General features: G+C 64.5%; 11 protein-coding genes. 4 read left to right on the top strand and 7 right to left on the bottom strand.

From position 1 onward, the window contains the following. The 3 genes from GEV02_RS33170 to GEV02_RS26365 all read right to left on the bottom strand — a co-directional run. A partial coding sequence (locus GEV02_RS33170) for a two-partner secretion domain-containing protein (protein WP_217433162.1) occupies window positions 1-5428 on the bottom strand: 5428 nt, incomplete at its 3' end. A 253-nt stretch (window positions 5429-5681) separates the two neighbouring features. Next, complete coding sequence (locus GEV02_RS26370; RefSeq protein WP_328595920.1) at window positions 5682-7961, bottom strand: CHASE2 domain-containing protein; 2280 nt, start codon at window positions 7959-7961, stop codon at window positions 5682-5684. A gap of 18 nt (window positions 7962-7979) precedes the next feature. Next, window positions 7980-9605, bottom strand: a complete 1626-nt coding sequence (locus tag GEV02_RS26365) for an HD family phosphohydrolase (protein ID WP_152840871.1) — start codon at window positions 9603-9605, stop codon at window positions 7980-7982. 208 nt (window positions 9606-9813) lie between these two features. On the opposite strand from GEV02_RS26365, the gene GEV02_RS26360 reads away from it, so the two are divergent. Together GEV02_RS26360 and GEV02_RS26355 are read left to right on the top strand one after the other, a co-directional pair. Next, the gene (locus GEV02_RS26360; RefSeq protein WP_152840870.1) at window positions 9814-10710 is read left to right on the top strand and encodes an MBL fold metallo-hydrolase; all 897 of its coding nucleotides are present in this window, start codon (window positions 9814-9816) and stop codon (window positions 10708-10710) included. Between the two features lie 11 nt (window positions 10711-10721). After that, the gene (locus tag GEV02_RS26355; RefSeq protein WP_152840869.1) at window positions 10722-13079 is read left to right on the top strand and encodes a GspE/PulE family protein; all 2358 of its coding nucleotides are present in this window, start codon (window positions 10722-10724) and stop codon (window positions 13077-13079) included. Here GEV02_RS26355 and GEV02_RS26350 read toward each other — a convergent pair. The 3 genes from GEV02_RS26350 to GEV02_RS26340 form a co-directional block, all read right to left on the bottom strand. Beyond that, a complete protein-coding gene (locus GEV02_RS26350; RefSeq protein ID WP_152840868.1) occupies window positions 12962-13555 on the bottom strand; it encodes a hypothetical protein in 594 nt (197 codons plus the stop codon). The two genes, GEV02_RS26355 and GEV02_RS26350, sit on opposite strands and share 118 nt — an antisense overlap. Window positions 13556-13693: 138 nt before the next feature. Next, window positions 13694-14161: a GNAT family N-acetyltransferase gene (locus GEV02_RS26345; RefSeq protein WP_152802650.1), complete on the bottom strand. Its 468-nt coding sequence runs from the start codon at window positions 14159-14161 to the stop codon at window positions 13694-13696. 10 nt (window positions 14162-14171) lie between these two features. Then, window positions 14172-14972 (bottom strand): metallophosphoesterase, encoded by an 801-nt coding sequence (locus GEV02_RS26340; RefSeq protein WP_328595919.1) that lies wholly within the window; start codon window positions 14970-14972, stop codon window positions 14172-14174. A gap of 131 nt (window positions 14973-15103) precedes the next feature. Between GEV02_RS26340 and GEV02_RS26335 the strand changes: the two genes are divergently transcribed. Together GEV02_RS26335 and GEV02_RS26330 are read left to right on the top strand one after the other, a co-directional pair. Further along, window positions 15104-15340, top strand: coding sequence for an antitoxin (locus GEV02_RS26335; RefSeq protein WP_328595921.1), 237 nt, complete (start codon window positions 15104-15106; stop codon window positions 15338-15340). Next, window positions 15340-15741 (top strand): type II toxin-antitoxin system VapC family toxin, encoded by a 402-nt coding sequence (locus tag GEV02_RS26330; protein ID WP_152840866.1) that lies wholly within the window; start codon window positions 15340-15342, stop codon window positions 15739-15741. The genes GEV02_RS26335 and GEV02_RS26330 overlap by 1 nt, the downstream gene beginning before the upstream one ends. A 12-nt stretch (window positions 15742-15753) precedes the next feature. Here GEV02_RS26330 and GEV02_RS26325 read toward each other — a convergent pair whose 3' ends face one another. Then, window positions 15754-16209 (bottom strand): nuclear transport factor 2 family protein, encoded by a 456-nt coding sequence (locus tag GEV02_RS26325; protein ID WP_152840865.1) that lies wholly within the window; start codon window positions 16207-16209, stop codon window positions 15754-15756. Between the last annotated feature and the right edge of the window lie 30 nt (window positions 16210-16239).

The raw sequence follows: 16239 nt of genomic DNA, 5'->3' as shown, positions 1-16239 counted from the left end.
CATCGGCGGCGGCCTTGGCGGCGGCGTCGGCTGCGGCTTTGGCAGCCGCAGCGGCGTCGGCTGCGGCTTTGGCAGCCGCATCGGCGGCGGCCTTGGCGGCGGCGTCGGCTGCGGCTTTGGCAGCCGCATCGGCGGCGGCCTTGGCAGCGGCATCGGCGGCGGCTTTGGCGGCAGCGTCTGCGGCGGCCTGGGCGGCGGCGTTACCGGAGTTAATATTCGGCACACTACCGTTGAGCGTCACAGATGCCAGGCTCACCGAACCGAACGGTGCTGCCATTGAGACCGCGCCGCCGTGGCTGTTGATGTCGGCGGAACCGTCAACGCTGATGCTGCCGTTGGTGGCGACCGCTGAAATGCTGCCGCTCGCCGATACCGCCAAATGGCCACCCAGCACGATGTTGTTGACGGCGGCCAGGCTGATGGTGTTGTTGGCCTGCAGGTTCGAACTACCGTTCAGCGTGATGTCGGTGCTGGCCGACAGCGCAATGTCATTCGCCGTGATGCTGTCGCTGATCGTCACCGGACTGTGCGCGGCGATCGACACGTTGCCGCCGTTGCTCGCCACAATGGCGCCGTTGACATGGATGGCCCCGTGGTTGTCGATGACGATGTTGCCGCTGTAAGAGCTCAGCGGCCCCAGCGCCAGCTCGCCGCTGGCGACGGTGTTGTTGAGCTGGATGCCGCCGGAACCATTGGTGCCGTAGAAGGCGCCCACATGGTTGCCGGTGTTGGTCAGCGTGACGCCGCTGCTGGCCATGACGTGCAGGCTGTCCGTTATCAGCGCGCCGGTCTGGCTGATCGACCCGCTCTCGCCGGCGTTGAGCGTGATGCCGTTCTGCGCCCGCAGGCCGCCGATGGCGATGTTGCTGAAGGAATTGAGGGTCAGCGAGCCGCTCATATTGATGCTGCCGCCGGTCTGCGTCAGGTTGTTGACGGTCAGGTTGGCGGCGCTGTTGGTGCCGCTCAGCACGCCGCTGGTCAACGTCACGTTGGTCGCCTCCATCGCGCCGTTCAGCGCCAGGCCGCCGCCGTTGAGGTTGAGCGTGGCGCCGGTCAGGTAGGATTTGCCGCCGCCGCTGGCAATCGTCAGCGTGCCGCCGGTCAGCGCCAGCTGGCTGCCGTTGCCGACGGTGACGGTGTTCAGCGTGGCGTCGCCCCCGCTGCCGGTGTAGGTGACGGTGCCGGCGCCGGCGCCGATGCTCGCAGCCAGCACATTGGCGCCGTCCGGCGCGATGTTCGCCTGCCAGTTGCCGGCGTCGCTCCACAGGCCGTTGCTGCTGTTGCCGGTCCAGGTCGATAACGGCCGCGCCGTGATCGTGCCTTTGATGCTGGGGGTCGCGCCGAGCACGTAGTTGCCGGCGTTGGCGCCGGACAGGCCCAGCGCGGAGCCGCTGAGGGTGACGGTCTTGTCGACGCCGACATTCTTGTCCGCATAGTGGACGGAGCTGCCTTCGCCGGCGACCAGCGTGACCACATCGAGCGGCCCTTCGCCCTGATGCAGCACGCCGCTCAGTGTGGCGCCGCTGAGCGTGGCGTTGTTGTTGCTGTTGTACTCCCGGCTGAGCAGGTTGACGCTCAGCGTGGCGGGCGTGACGACCAGCGGCGCCGAGCCGCTGTAGCTGATGTCGTACTTGGTCGAATACAGGCCGGTGGCGATCTGGTAGGTGCCGACGTTGACGCCGCCGATATACCCCATTGCGCCGCTGACATCGGGATGGGTATAGGCCTGGGCGTAGCTGCCCGGCAGGCCGTCGTACACCTTGGTGGAGCCGGGACCGGTGACGTTGACGGTGAGCGGCGTCAGGAAGGCCTTCAGCAGCGGCGTGGTGTGGCCTTCATAGATGCGCCATACCGGCGCGCTGGCGAAATCGAAACCGGCGAAGCTGGCCTGCTGCATCATCTGCGTGCTGGTCAGGCCGACGGCGCCGGCGCTGTCGCTGGTGGGACCGCTGGTCAGGAAGAAGCTGTTCGTAAGCGAGCCGCCGTTGCCGCCGTCGCCGACCAGCGCGTTGACGATGTCGTCGCTGTTGGACTTGACGGTGCCGCTGCTATACGTGGTGCTCAAGCTGCCGTATGTGTCCAGGCCGCCCAGCAGGCCGCCGGTCTTGCCGGTGCTGTTGGCGGTCCTGCCGGTCACGTTGCCGACCACGTAGGAATTGCTGATGCTGCCGGTGGAATAGCCGGCCAGGCCGCCGACATAGGCGTCGTTGCCGATGACGTTGGCTTCGATGGCGACGCCGCTGACGCTGCCGCCGTTGTTGATGCTGCCCACCAGCAGGCCGGTGTAGCCGTTGCCCTCGACCGTGGCGTCGGTCAGTTTGACGTCCTGTATCGTGCCCGAACCCAGCACCGAGAACAGGCCGACATGGTTGCTGGTCGGGCGATAAATGTTCAGGCCGCTGATGGTGTTGTGATTGCCGTTGAAGGTGCCGGAGTAAGAGTGGTCGAGGTCGCCGATCGGCTTGAAGCCGGAAAAGGCCGAGGGACCGGTCTGGTTCCAGTGCGCGGTCTCGCTGGCGTCGATATCGTTGTTCAGCACGTAGGACTGACTGGATCTCGACAGCGAGCCCATGCCCTGCAGGCCATACACGTCGACCAGCTGGAATGGCGAACCGCTGCTGCCGTCGCCGGCGGCCGCGCGCACGAAGTTGCCGCCGCTGCCGATGCGGAAATCGTAGGCGCTGAAGGCAGGCAGGCTGCCGATCTGCGACCAGTTGCCGGCGTCCAGGTTGAATACGCCGTTGACGGTGACGCCTCCGGTGGCGGTGACGTTGCTGCCAGCATGCAGCGTCAGGCCGCCCAGCGTAAGCGCCGCTTGCAGGTCGATGTTGCCGTTTGCAGTCAGCGTCAGCTTGTTGGCCGACGTCATCGGCTGGCTGACGACGATATTGCCGGCGGTGGAAGTGACCAGCAGCGCGCCGTCGCTGGCGTTCACGCTCGCCAGGTCGGCGCTGCTCAGTGCCAGCGTACTGGAGGGACCGTCGGCCAGACCCAGATTGACCGCGTTGGTGGTGTACAGGCTGACGGCAGTGCCGTTCAGTGAACCGTTCGCCAGCGTCATCCGGGCGCCGTTCAGATTGATGTTGGCGGCTGAGGTGACGCTGCCGTTATTGGTGATATGGTGATCGCCGCTGAACGGCGTCTGCAGGCTGATGACGCCGGTGTTGGCGATGGCGGCGCCGTTGTTGATGGTCAGGTCGCCGCCGCCGGTTTGCAGCGTCAGGCTGCCGGCATTCAGGCCGCCGGTCAGATCCAGATTGCCGACCACGGTCAGGCCGCTGGTGCCGTTGCCGGGGCCGCCGGAGCCGCCGCCTACGGTCAGCGAGCCGTTGACCGGCAGGCTGACATTCCTGAGTTCAGTCTGGCTCAGGCCCAGCACCCCGCTGGCATCGGCGGCGCCGACGCCGACTTGAATCTCGGTGGAGGGCGTGTACGGCGTCAGCAGCACACCATGTCCGGTAATGGCAGACAGCGTGCCGTTGAGCGCCATGTTGTCGGCCGTCACGGTGATATTGCCGGCGGAAGAACCCACCGCAACGCCGTTGTTCAGCGTAATCAGGCCGTTGGCCTTGGTCGACGTCAGCGTCATGTCGCCGCCGCTGCTGACGTTGCCGCTGACGGTGAGATCGCCGTTCTTGGCCTTGACCGCCAGCGTGCCGCCGATGTTGCTGTTGCCGAGGTTGACGTTGACCGCCGTCAGTGTCGCGTTGCCATTGGTCGCCTGCAGCGCAGCCGCTCCGCCGATGGTGTTGAATTCGTTGTCCATCTTGATGTCGGTGACGGCCATCGCGTTGAGGCTTTGGATGGTCAGCGCATCGATAGGCTGGGTGGACTGGTCGATGGTGCGGCCCGCGGTCAGCGCCAGGTTGACGCCGGTGCCGGTGATGGGCGCCTTCAGCTTGATATCGCGGTCGGCGTTCAACGACAGCGTGCCGCCGTTGGCGAAGACGAGCGCGCTCGCCACCGTGATATCGCCGCTGCCGGTGCCCTTGACGTTGGCCGTGCTGACCGTGACGGTATTGTTGTTCAACGCAGTTTGAAGCGTCCCCGTCAACAGCAAGGAATCCTGGAACAGACCGATCTCCAGGAAAGGCCCGCTGCCCGACAACGCACCGAAACCGGTCGACACCATCCCCTGGGTGATGGCGTCGCCGCTGCCGGATGCGATAAAGATGTTGGTAGGATCGAGCAGCAGATTGCCGGTGGCGCCCTTCGGCGCGCGGGTATCGACGTTGCCCTGCATGTCCAGGTAGTGGCCCGAGGTTTCGACGAAGCCGCCATTGCCGCCGGCCGCGCCGCCGCGCGCGGAAATGCTGCCGAACATCTGCGTCGCCTTGTCGCTCCAGACGATGACCTTGCCGCCGTCGCCGTAGCCCGTGGCGTCCGCCTTGATGACAGCCTCCTTGCCCACATACGATTGCTGCGCATTCTGCACCGCCGCGTTCTTGCCCTGGTAATCGCCGCCGACCAGCACCGAACCGCCGCCCGCCGCGCCGCTGGCGTCGACCGTGGCATTGCCGGTCAAGCCCACCTGCGCGCCCAGCAGCTGGATATCGCCGCCCGTGTTCAGATTGCTGCCGGTGGCGGTGGTCGTGCTGCCCGCCTCCAGCAGCGTGGTGCCGCTGGACTTCAGGATGATCTGGCCGTTGGCGCCGCGCACCGCGCTGTTGGCGCTGATGCCGCCGCGCTGGCTGACCAGCGCGCCGTACACGCCGACGCGGCCGCCCTGCGCCACGATCTGCCCCAGGTTCAGCGCCATGTCGGCCGGCGCCGACACCACCACCTGCACGTTCGGATCCTTCGAATCGAACAGCTGCACGCTATGTCCCGCCGCCAGCACCACTTCGCCGTTCGGCGACGAGATCACGCCGCTGTTTTCCACCGCCGGCGCAACCAGGAAGATCTGGCCGCCGGACGGCGTGGTGATCGCGCCGGCGTTGCTGACCTTGCCCGCCGTGGCGCTGCCGCTGAAGTTGTTTTTACCGGCCAGGAAATCGGCGTTCGAAATCGCCAGGCTGGACGCGACCAGGCCGTTGACATCCACCCGCGAGCCGGCGCCGAAGATCACGCCGTTCGGATTAATCAGGAACACCTTGCCGTTCGATTGCAGCGAGCCGAGGATGCGCGTCGGATCCTGGCCGGTGATGCGGTTGAGCACCTTGCTGTCGGCGCTCTGCTGGATGAAGCGCGCCATCTCGTCCGAGGCCAGCGAGAAGCTCTGCCAGTTGATGATGGTGTTGGGCGTGTTGGTGATCGAGTAAGTCTTGCCCGTGAGGTTGAAACTGGCCTGCCCCGCCACCACCGATGGGTTGACCGGACCAGCCTGCGCCGTGGAGTAGCACGTGGCCACCAGCACGGCGATCAGTTTGCGGCGCAGCGGCGCGGCGGCGGCGCGGCGTTGTGGGGAGCGGCTGGTCTGGGCTTTCATAACGACATCCTCTATCCGGTGTGGATTCGTGCCCGTGGGCGCCATGATGCCCCGCAGGCGAGTTTTCAGGTTGGTTGTGCAGGAGGGATAAAAGCACCCCGCAAAGTATAGCCACTGGGAAACTAATGTTCCTACCAGTGTAGTCTTCTTTGTCGTGGCCGCCACTTTTTTTGCTGTCCGGAAGACAGTTTTTTTCCCAGCTTGTGGCTAGATTGCGTTTTCTTATTTCGCCATCATCTTTGAGCTTTTTTTACTATTTGGTTTCGAACGTGGTGACGCCGTCCCAGTCCACGCCGGGAGGATGTGCTCGGTAGTAAGTGATGCGCTCAGTATAGAGGGAATAAAGGCTGCGCTCTGGAAATGTTGCCGACAAATCAATGATAATCTGCATTGCCTGATCCCATTGTTGCAAGCGCACCGCAGCGAGGGCCGTATGCCAGCGTTCCAGCTCGCCGCGGGTGGCGGCATCGAGGTCTTTTTCCAGCACAATCGGTTCGAAAATCGCCACCGGTTCGTTCTTGCCTTTGACCCGCACCAGGTCCAGCTCGCGATAAGCGAACTCCGGCGCGGCGGCGCGGGTCGCCTCGCCCACCGCGATGCCGACGCCGTAGACCTTGGTGATGCCTTCCAGCCGCGAGCCCAGGTTCACGGCGTCGCCCATGACGGTGTAGGCGCGGCGGATTTTCGAGCCCATGTCGCCCACGTGCATCAGGCCGGAGTTCAGGCCTATGCCTATCTTCAGCGGCGGCCAGCCGCGCGCCACGAAGTCGTCGTTGAGGCGGTGGGCGGACGCCTGCATCAGCAGCGAGGTGGCCACCGCGCGGCTGGCGTGGTCGGCAAACGCCACCGGCGCGCCCCAGAAGGCCATGACGGCGTCGCCGATGTACTTGTCGAGCGTGCCGCGATGGCTGTCGCGTATGTCTTCCGACATCGCCGTCAGGTAGAGGTTGATGTATTCGCGCAGCTGCTTGGGCGTCAGCCCTTCGGAGATGGTGGTGAAACCGCGCACGTCGACGAACAGCACGGTCAGCTCGCGGCTCTCGCCGTCCATATTGTATTTTTCGGGATCGTCGGCCATCTCGGCCACCAGCTCGGGCGCGACGTATTCGCCGAAGCGCGACACCAGCGCCTGCCCCTTGCGCACCTCGAAGAAATAGCCCCAGGCGACGTTGAGCACGAACACGGCGAAGATCACGATCAGCGGCATGGCCAGGTTGAAGATCAGGTTCAGTTCGCTGTAGGCGTAGTAGTTGACGCCGACCGCCGCGCCCAGCACCAGCGCGCCCAGCAGGATGGAGCGCAGCGGCGACAGCGCCGCCAGCGCCAGGCTCAGCGCCAGCCCCACCAGCAGGATGATGATGCCCTCGATCGCGCCGGCCCAGTCGGGGCGCGACTTGAAGCGCATGTCGAGGATGGACTTGATGATGTTGGCATGGATTTCCACCCCCGGATATTCCGGGTTGACGGGCGTGGCGCGCAAGTCGACCAGGCCGGGCGCGGTGGTGCCGACCAGCACGATGGTCCCCTTGAGCAGCGCTTCCGGCACCCGTCCGGCCAGCACGTCGGCCGCCGACACGTAGCGGAAGGCGCCGCCGCGCGGGCCGCCCTGGCCGCGGAACTGGACCACGGTGGTCATCGCCTCGCCGACCGGAATCACCCGCTGCCGCTTGCCGGGCAGCAGGATCGTGACCGAATCGAAGCCGCCGCTGGACAGCTGGTTTTGCGACAGCTGGTCGACCGTCTGCGACAGGAAGGGCTTGATCGCCAGCGCCTTCAGGTAGACGCCGGCCGTCGCCAAGGACAGCGCCGGGTAGTAGTTGTCGCCGACCTGCTGTATCAGGCCGGCGGTGCGGACGATGCCGTCCAGGTCGGTCACCACGCTGAAGCTGCCGGCGCCGGCGGCCGCGCTTTGCAGCACGCCGATGTTGGCCTCGTAGCCGGGCGCGGAATAGGCCAGCAGTTCGCGCCCGTTCAAATCCTGCTCGGTGATGATGGGGGCCGGCAGCTGGCCCTTGACCTGGTCGGCCGACATATTAAAGCCCAGCACCACCGGCTGCCCCTTGAGCGCGCCGGCGAACAGGCCGTCGTAGTCCATCGCCGGCTTCAGCGTTGCCAGCCGCTGCCTGAGCGCCGGCACATCCTTCAACTCGCCGTTGGACAGCTGCTCCAGCACGCCGTAGCCGGAACTGGTGTCCGGCTCGGGGAATGAGATATCGAAGCCGATGGCGCTGACCTGGTAGCGCTGGGTCAGCTGCGTGACCAGCCGCGCCTGGATGTTGCGGCTCCACGGAAAGCGCCCCACTTCGGTCAGGGCCTTGCCGTCGATGTCGACGATGACGATGCGGGGGTCGAGCACGGGCGCTTCGAGCTTCATGCGCTCGCCGGCCAGCAGGCTGTCGAGGCGGCGCACGGCGTCGATCTCGACCACGCCGGCCGTGTAGGCCACGCCGAACGCCGTCACCAGGATGCCCAGCAGCCAGCGCGGGCCGTACTTCAGCAGGGTCTTGGCCCACTTGGCGGGGAACAGGCGCACGCGCTCTCCTTGCCCGGCTTAAGGCGTGTAACCGGGGATCTGGGCTTCGTCGATGAAATCGATCTGTTTTTCGTCCATGTTCTTGTGGGCGAACTCCAGATAGATCTTGCTGCGGATGAAGATGTCGAACAGGTCGGGATCGATGTGGCCGTTGAGCGAGAAGTTGCCCAAGATGCGCAGCGATTCCGACAGCATCTTGCCCTTCTTGTACGGACGGTCGCGGGCGGTCAGCGCCTCGAAGATGTCGGCGATCGCCATCAACCGCGCCTGCACCGACATCTGCTCCTTGGTCAGGCCGCGCGGATAGCCCTTGCCGTCCATGCGCTCGTGGTGGCCGCCGGCGTATTCCGGCACGTTCTTCAGATGCTTGGGCCACGGCAGCGCCTCCAGCATGCGGATCGACATCGAGATGTGGTTGTTGATGACCTTGCGCTCGGGCTCGGTCAGCGTGCCGAACTTGATGGTCAGGTTCATCACCTCGTCGGCATCGAGGAAGTCGCGTTCGACGCCGTCGGGGCCGGTCCAGCGGCGCTGGGCAATTGCGCGCACGCGCTCCTGGTCGGCCGCCTGCATGCCCTCGCCGCCGACGTTGGCGTCGCGGATGAAGTCGCGCTCGGCGCGCAGCGTGGCTTGCAGTTCAGCCAGCTCCTGGCCGATGGCAGCGACGGCGGCCTGATCACCGCCCGCCGCCAGTTGCCGCTTCAGCGCGGCGATCTCGGCGTCGCGCAGCAGCACTTCGAAGCGGGTGTCGATCAGGGCGATGCGGTCGAAGATGGTTTCCAGCTTGGTGGCCTTGTCGACCACGTGCACCGGCGTGGTGATCTTGCCGCAGTCGTGCAGCAGGCCGGCCAGCCACAGTTCCTTGCGGTCGGCGTCGGTCATGCGGAAATCGGCCATCGGGCCGGTCTCGGCGTTGTGCACGGCCTCGGCCAGCATCATCGTCAGCTCCGGCACGAACTGGCAATGGCGGCCCGTGTATGGCGATTTTTCATCGATGCCGATGTTGATCAGGTTGACCAGGGATTCCAGCAGCTCTTCCAACTGGGCGATCAGGCGCTGGTGCGTCAGCGCGACGGCGGCCTGCGCCGCCAGGGCTTCGATGAAACGCTGGTCGGTCTGGCTGAAGGCGCGGATGGCGCCGCTGTCGTCCTTGGCGTTGATCAGTTGCAGCACGCCGACCAGTTCGCCTTCGTGGTCGCTCATCGGCACCGTCAGGAACGATTGCGAATGATAGTGACGCAACTGGTCGAACTTGACCATGGCGGAGAAGTTGAACACGTCGGCCTTGTAGACATCCTCGATGTTGACCGACAGGCCGAAGTGCGCAGCGTAGGCCGCCACCGAGGCCAGGTTCTTCTCGCCGTTGTCGTCGAACAGCGGCACGCCGGGCGCCGTGATGGCCGCGCCGTTGACGCCGCCCTGGTGGGTCTGCAGCGTGTCGTTGATCAGAATCGTGAAATCGAGGTAACGTTTATCCTCGCTGGGCCGGTACAGCGTGCCGCCGTCGGCGTTGGTCATGCTTTTGGCAACGATCAGGATGCGCTCCAGCAGCGTCTCGGTATCGTGACTGCTGCCCAGCTGGACACTGAGTTCGGTCAGCTGGTCCAGCCGCTGGGCGATCTGCGTTTGATTCAACTCTTGCATGGTTGTTTTTTCAATACCTGTTGGGAAAGCGTTCGCTGCCGCAAGACGCGCAGGGTACTTTGGAAGTGTAGCTCCGGCGCAAGCTGTTGTACATCGGGAAATGGTCCATGACACAAAATTACCTCGGCCAGTGTCGGGTTTTTCCCTGTTACCGTGAAAAAAAGCTATCATCGGCCGTAGCATAGAGCGAAAAAAACAGGGACTTTGTATGAAATTTATTTTTTGGGGAGTGCGCGGTTCCATACCCTCCCCCGGCCCGCGCACTGCGCGTTATGGCGGCAACACCACTTGCATCGAAGTTCGCACCGACAACGACACCCTGATCGTCATCGATGGCGGCACCGGCATATTCTCGCTGGCCCAGTCCCTGCTGCAAAACAAAACAGCGCCCATCCACGCCAACATCTTCATCACCCACAGCCACTGGGACCACATCCACGGCCTGCCCTTCTTCACGCCGCTGTTCGTGCGCGACAGCCGCGTGCGCCTGCATGGCGTGACCGATCCCGTCACCGGCAACGGCATCGAGCATGTGATGGGTGTGCAGCTGCAGAACAGCTACTTCCCGGTCAGCGAAACCCAGATGGACGCCACCATCGAATACCAGACGCTCAACATCGACGAGCCGGTCCAGGTCGGCGACGCGACGGTGCACAACGTGGTGATGAACCATCCGGTGACCGACCTCGGCTATCGTATCGAATGCAACGGCAAGTCCGTGTTCTTCACCGGCGACCATGAGCCGCACTACAACATCCATCCGCCCGGCCACGCGGAGCACGCCGCCTACGAACTGTGGATGGCGGAACGCAACGCCGCCATCGACGCCGTGGTGCAAGGCGTCGACGCGCTGATCGTCGACTGTTCCTACACGCGCGAAGAGTACCCGGCCAAGCAGGGCTGGGGCCACGGCACCTTCGATTCCGCCTTCGCCATGGCGCTGCGCACCGGCGCCAAAGCGCTATACTGCACCCATCATGAACCGACCCGCAGCGACGACGAACTCGAAGCCGTGTTCGCCGATGTCATGGCGCGCCACGCGCCGCTGCTGGGCAACCTGAAGGTCTTCCTCGCTTATGAAGGCATGGAAGTTCTACTGACCTAGCGAAAGCGATCATGAACGACGCCGGCAACCCCAGTCCACGCCCCAGCGATGTCGACCTGCGGCTGGCGTTTTTCCAGAAACTGCAAACGGTAACGACCAAGATCCACGCCACCAGCAACCTGGACGAGATCATGCTCGACCTCGGCATGGAGTTCTGCGACCTGTTCAATTGCGACCGCTTCACGCTGTACGCGATGGACCATGAAAAGGACTACATCGTTTCCAAGGTCAAGACCGGACTGACCTCGTTCCGCGACCTCAAGCTGGCGGTGACGCCGGCCTCCATCGCCGGCTACGTCGCGCTGACCCGCAAGACCGTCAACATCGCCGACGTCTACGACCAGGCCGAGCTGTCGCGCTATTCGCCGGAGCTGCGCTTCCAGCAGGGCGTGGACCAGCGCACCGGCTACCGCACCAAGCAGATGCTGGTGGCGCCGCTGATCTCGGTGCAATCGCGCGAGCTGCTGGGCGTGGTCCAGTTCATCAACAACCGCGACCGCTGCCCCTTCTCCGCCATCGCCGAGGCCGGCGTGAAGGAGCTGTGCGATACGCTGTCGGTGGCCTTCAGCCAGCGCATGAAACCACCGCAGATGGTACGCACCAAATATGACGGACTGGTGACGGACGCGGTGCTGTCGCTGCCGGAGCTGGAACTGGCCACGCGTTCGGCCCGCAAGAAGGAGCTCGATGTCGAGGATGTGCTGATCGATGAATTCCAGGTCAAGCTGGCGGCCATCGGCGCCTCGCTGGAGCGGCACTTCAACGTGCCTTACGAGCATTTCCGGGCCGACCGCGTCAAGCCGGTGGAACTGCTGAAAAACCTCAAGCGCCAGTACGTCGAGGAATCCGGCTGGATGCCGCTGGAGGACAGCAAGGACGGCATGCTGGTGGTGGCGCTGGACCCGGACCGGGTGGCGCACACCCACATCGTCAACCAGATCTTCCCCAAGGCCAAGCCGGTGTACCGCGTCACCAGCAACCGCGAGTTCCGGCAGATGCTGGAGCACTTCTTCGGCGCCACCAGCGACATGGGCAGCGTCGGCGAACTGCTGTCGGGCATGGACGACGACGACGCCGACAGCGAAGGCGGCTCGGTCGAAGTGTCGGAGGCGGTGGAGAACGAGCTGGTCAAGCTGCTCAACAAGATCATCGTCGACGCCTACCGCCAGGGCGTGTCGGACATCCACATCGAGCCCTTGCCCGGCAAGGGCAAGACCGGCATCCGTTTCCGCAAGGATGGCACGCTGGTGCCCTACATCGAGATTCCGGCGTCCTACCGCAGCGCGCTGGTGGCGCGGGTCAAGATCATGTGCGACCTCGACATCTCCGAGCGGCGCAAGCCGCAGGACGGCAAGATCAAGTTCAAGAAGTACGGCCCGCTGGACATCGAGCTGCGGGTGGCGACGATACCGTCGGCCGGCGGCGTCGAGGACATCGTCATGCGGATACTGGCGGCCGGCGAACCGATCCCGCTCGACAAGCTGGGCGTGCTGCCGTTCAACCTGGAGCGCCTGCGCGCCACCATCGAGAAACCGTATGGTCTGTTTTTCGTCTGCGGCCCGACCGGCTCCGGCAAGACCACCACGCTGCACTCGGTGCTGAACTATCTGAACACGCCGGACACCAAGATCTGGACCGCCGAAGACCCGGTCGAGATCACGCAGAAAGGCTTGCGCCAGGTGCAGGTCAACCGCAAGGCGGGGCTGGACTTCGCCACCGTGATGCGGGCTTTCCTGCGCGCCGATCCGGACATCATCATGGTCGGCGAGATGCGCGACAAGGAAACCGTGGGCATGGGCATCGAAGCCTCGCTGACGGGCCACCTGGTATTCGCCACGCTGCACACCAACAGCGCGCCGGAATCCATCGTGCGGCTGCTGGACATGGGCATGGATCCGTTCAACTTCGCCGACGCGCTGCTGGGCATCCTGGCGCAGCGGCTGGCCAAGCGCCTGTGCGGCAAGTGCAAGCAGGCTTACCAGCCCAGCGAGGAAGAACTGAAGCTGCTGTTGACGGAGTTTTGCGAAGAGTTGCTCAACACCGACAGCTTCATCAAGGACGGCGCCGCCGGCCGCGCCGCCGTGCTGGACGGCTGGCGCCAGCGCTATGCCAAGGACGGCAAGTTCACGCTATACCGCGCGGTCGGCTGCGACGAGTGCAACAAGGGCTACAAGGGCCGCGTCGGCTTGCATGAGCTGATGATAGGCAGCGACAAGGTCAAGAAGCTGCTGCAGGAACATGCGCGCGTAGCTCAGCTGCTGGCGGCCGCGCTGGAAGACGGCATGCTGACCTTGAAGATGGACGGCATCGAGAAAGTCTTGTTGGGCATTACCGACATCAAGATGGTGCGCGCAGTCTGCATCAAGTAGCCGCGCTTGCCGTTGCGCGGCATGGTGCGGCGGTCGGCCAGCGCGCGCAGGCGCGTCAGGCCGGCTTGCAGATTGAAGGCGCGGCCGGCCAGTTGGCGGTCCACCAGCTGCGTGGCCATCGCCAGCGCCGGCGCGACGGCGGCCTTGGCCGAATACGGCAGCACCAGGCGGTAGCGTCCGCGCATGTGCGGCACCACGCCGACAAAACCCAGGGTCACTTCATTGAAGGCCAGGCGGCGCAATTCCATCGCCACCTGCTGCACCAGTTGCACCAGCGGCGGCACGTCGGCGCAGCGCTTGCCCACCAGGTTGCGCTGGCGGCGCAGGCCCGGCAGGATCGCTTGCAGACGGCGCTCCAGCGCGCTGATGGCGGCCGGCGTGGGCGTGTCGCGGTCCAGCTCCAGTATGCTGAGCAGGCAGGGTTGGGAGGAATAGCGGTTGTCGCTGGCGAGGTAGCGCTGATCGATGATTTTCATGATAGCCAATGTCTTCTTTAAAATTCAGGCAACATTGTCGCAAGCTTCAGGCCTGCACGTAAGCAGCGCACGGGCCATCTGCGTGTAAGACCAGGCTGACAGCTAACGTGTGCTTAAGGCCGGCGTGCTATCAAGCTGTTACGGCGTGGGCAATTGTTTTTCGAAGCAGACCGCCAGCGGATTGCCGATGTACTTGCCGTAATTGGCGATGCGCTGATAGCCGCGCGCTTCGTAGAAATCGACGGCGCGGCGGTTGACCAGCCGCGTCTCCAGCCACACGGCCTGGTAGCCCATGGCCAGCGCCTCGTCTTCCAGGAAGCGCAGCACGGCGCTGCCGACACCGCTGGTGCCGTGGCGCGCATACATGCGCTTGATCTCGGCCACGCCCGGCTCCAGCGGACGCAGCGCGCCGCAGCCGAGCGCGTGGCCGCTGGCGTCGCGCGCCACGACGAAGCAGCCGGCCGGGCCGTAGACATCGTTGGCGTCGAACGAAGCGTTGCCGCTGTCGCCGGTGATGGCTTCGAGCGCCGTCGACAACTCTTCCATCAACAGCAGCGAGTCGCGCGCGGCGGGATCTTCGGTTTGGAGTTGGATGTCGGTATGCATGGTGTGCAGATTATTGCACAGTACAGATGACCAGTTCCGGATCGGCGTTGATGCGTACCGGAATCCGGCTGCAACCCACGCCACGACTGACGATCAGCTCGCCATTGCCGCGCACCGGGAAGCGCCCATAATGAAAGGGACGCGACAGCGGGCCGGCCGGCAGCACCAGCGGCGTGCCGTCGCGCAGCGCGATCTGGCCGCCGTGCGTGTGGCCGGCGAAGGCGACGTCGTACTGCCGGCCTTCGAGCGACAGCAGGCCGTCCGGCGCGTGCATCAGCAGCACGCGCACGGCGGCGTCGGCGGCGCCGGCAAAGGCTGCTGCGGCGTCGGGCTCGCCGGTCCAGGGATCGTCCAGGCCGCAGATGGCGACGTTGTCGAACGGCGCCGGCAGCGCCAGCGCGCGGTTGACCAGCATCTGCACGCCGGCCGCTTCGAAGCGGCGGCAGATGTCGGCGTCGTCGGTCGACAGGTCGTGGTTGCCCAGCACCGCGAACTTGCCCAGCGGCGGCTGGCAGGCCGCCAATGGCGGGCACATCACGGCAACATTGGCGGACGGGCCGGAGACGTAGTCGCCGCCGAGCAGCAGCACGTCCGGCTGTTCGGTGGCGACGGCGGCAAACAAGTCATGGAAGATGCCCGGATGGGTGGGCGGGCCGGCATGGAAATCCGAGGCAAACGCGATCTTGAGCGGGCGCGGCAGGCGTTTGCCGGCCGGCAGCGCGATCGCATGGCGGGTCACACCGAGGCGGCCGTGCAGGCCGCAGCGGTAACTCAGCGCACTGACCACGCCCCCCATCAGGACGAGATTCACCAACGCCTCCAGCTTGCTCCGGCGCGGTGAAAAGTGCTTGCTGCGGGGAACTATCATGGGGAAAACGATCAAACGGGTAAAGAGGCGGCATGATAGCCTATATTTTGTGGCGGCTTTTTTCGGAGATGAAAATACGTACGACAAAAGCGTTCAAAAACGGGAACTCGCAAGCGGTTCGCATCCCCGCCGAGCTGGCATATGCGCGCACAGATATCACGTTGGAAATCGAACGAATAGGCGACGAACTTCGAATCAGGCCTGTGCGGCGGTCGCTGGCCGGCGTATTGAAAAAATTCGCCAGGTTCTCGCCCGACTTTATGGCTGAAGGTCGCGGGCCACAAGAACAAAGCGAACGCGAGGAGCTGTAATGGTTCTGTACATGTTGGATACCAATATGTGCATCTACCTGATGAAGAATCAACCAGCATCGATCGCGCAGCGCTTTGCCCAATGCTACGTGGGAGACGTGGTGATCTCCGCCATCACATTGGCTGAGCTTGAATATGGCGTACTGGCAAGCAGCGACAGCGTGAACCAGCAACGCCACCTGACTGCGCTCACCAGATCAATTCCTGTCGTGGCGTTTGACGTCACGGCGGCGTCAGCCTACGGGCCAATACGCCAGGCGACCAGAGAGCGCAAAAGAGATCAACTCGACAAGCTGATCGCCGCGCACGCCCGCGCGCTGGGCGTGGTGCTAGTCACGAATAACGTCAAGGATTTTGCTGCCTATCCCGGCATTACCATTCAAAATTGGTTGCTCGACTAAGGAGGCCATTTTTCAGACATCGCTGATCGGCGCTGCGGCGGCTTCGGCGATGCCGGCGGCGGCCATGTGGCGGCAATAGTTCTCCAGTTTCGCCGTATCGCAATGCACTTCCAGCTTGTGCACGCGGCCCCAGCGCAATTCGAATTCATGCACGCCCTGGTTGGCGCCGCTGCTGCCGTCGGGCAGCGTGAAGCGGTCCTTCCACGTCACGGTGGCGACCGTGCGCCACGGCCAGCCGGTGACGGCGATGGCGTCGATGTCGAAGCGCAGGCCGGGCAGCAGCCGCTTCAGGCGCGCATACCATTGCGTCGTCGACGCCATCGTGCGGCGCTCGCCGGCCAAGGGATGATGGCCGTGCATCAGGTGCCGGTGAGCGGCGGAGAACTGCGGCAGCACGCGCTCGTAGGCGCCCGCGTTGATGTCCCTGAACGCCTTCCTCAACTTGCGGCCAACGATGAAGTGGTACATGATCGCCTCCAATCTTTACACAAGAAAGAT

The organism is Rugamonas aquatica (assembly GCF_009380215.1).
In the GTDB taxonomy this organism is placed as follows: domain Bacteria; phylum Pseudomonadota; class Gammaproteobacteria; order Burkholderiales; family Burkholderiaceae_D; genus Rugamonas; species Rugamonas aquatica_B.
This window is presented reverse-complemented; position numbering and strand designations above follow the sequence as displayed.